1 protein-coding gene is annotated in these 924 nt (G+C 72.6%); it reads right to left on the bottom strand.

Annotation, left to right across the window (positions count from 1 at the left end):
* Nucleotides 1-924, bottom strand: a 924-nt coding sequence (locus tag CUT83_RS13270) for a beta-ketoacyl synthase N-terminal-like domain-containing protein (protein WP_143688545.1), incomplete at both ends; no start/stop codon positions are given.

The raw sequence follows: 924 nt of genomic DNA, 5'->3' as shown, positions 1-924 counted from the left end.
CCCGCCCATACGTGGCCAGCAACGCCTGCGCCTCGATCGGATCCCCCAGCCGGGTCCCCGTCCCATGCGCCTCCACCGCATCCACCTCAACCGCCGACACCCCCGCCGACGCCAACGCCTGCCGGATCACCCGCTGCTGCGACGGACCGTTCGGCGCCGTCAACCCGTTCGACGCACCGTCCTGATTCACCGCACTGCCCCGGATCACCGCCAGCACCCGACGCCCGTTGCGCCGCGCATCCGACAACCGCTCCAGCACCAGCAACGCCGCGCCCTCGGCCCACCCCGTGCCGTCGGCCGCCGCCGAGAACGCCTTGCACCGGCCGTCCGCCGACAACCCCCGCTGACGACTGAACTCCAGGAACACCCCGGGGGTCGCCATCACGGTGACGCCGCCCGCCAGGGCGAGGGTGCACTCGCCCTGCCGCAGCGCCTGCGCGGCCAGGTGCATCGACACCAGCGAGGAGGAGCACGCGGTGTCCACACTCACCGCCGGGCCCTCCAGCCCGAACGTGTAGGCCACCCGCCCCGAGGCCACACTCCCCGCACTGCCGGTCAGGAGGTAGCCGTCCGTGCCGTCCCCGGCCTCGTGCAGGCGGGGGCCGTAGTCCGGGGCCATGAGGCCCGTGAAGACGCCGGTGCGGGAACCGCGCAGCGACCCCGGATCGATCCCCGCCCGCTCCAGCGCCTCCCACGCCGTCTCCAGCAGCAACCGCTGCTGCGGATCGGTCGCCAACGCCTCCCGCGGCGAGATCCCGAAGAACTCCGCATCGAACCGGTCCGCATCATGCAGAAACCCGCCCCACCGCGTGTACGACGTCCCCACACTCTCCGGATCCGGGTCGTACAACGCCTCCAGATCCCACCCCCGGTTCTCCGGAAACCCCGAAACCGCATCCCGCCCCTCGGCCACCAGACGCCACA

The sequence above is a fragment of the Streptomyces barkulensis genome, assembly GCF_002843305.1.
GTDB classification, from domain to species: Bacteria; Actinomycetota; Actinomycetes; order Streptomycetales; family Streptomycetaceae; genus Streptomyces; species Streptomyces barkulensis.
This window is presented reverse-complemented; position numbering and strand designations above follow the sequence as displayed.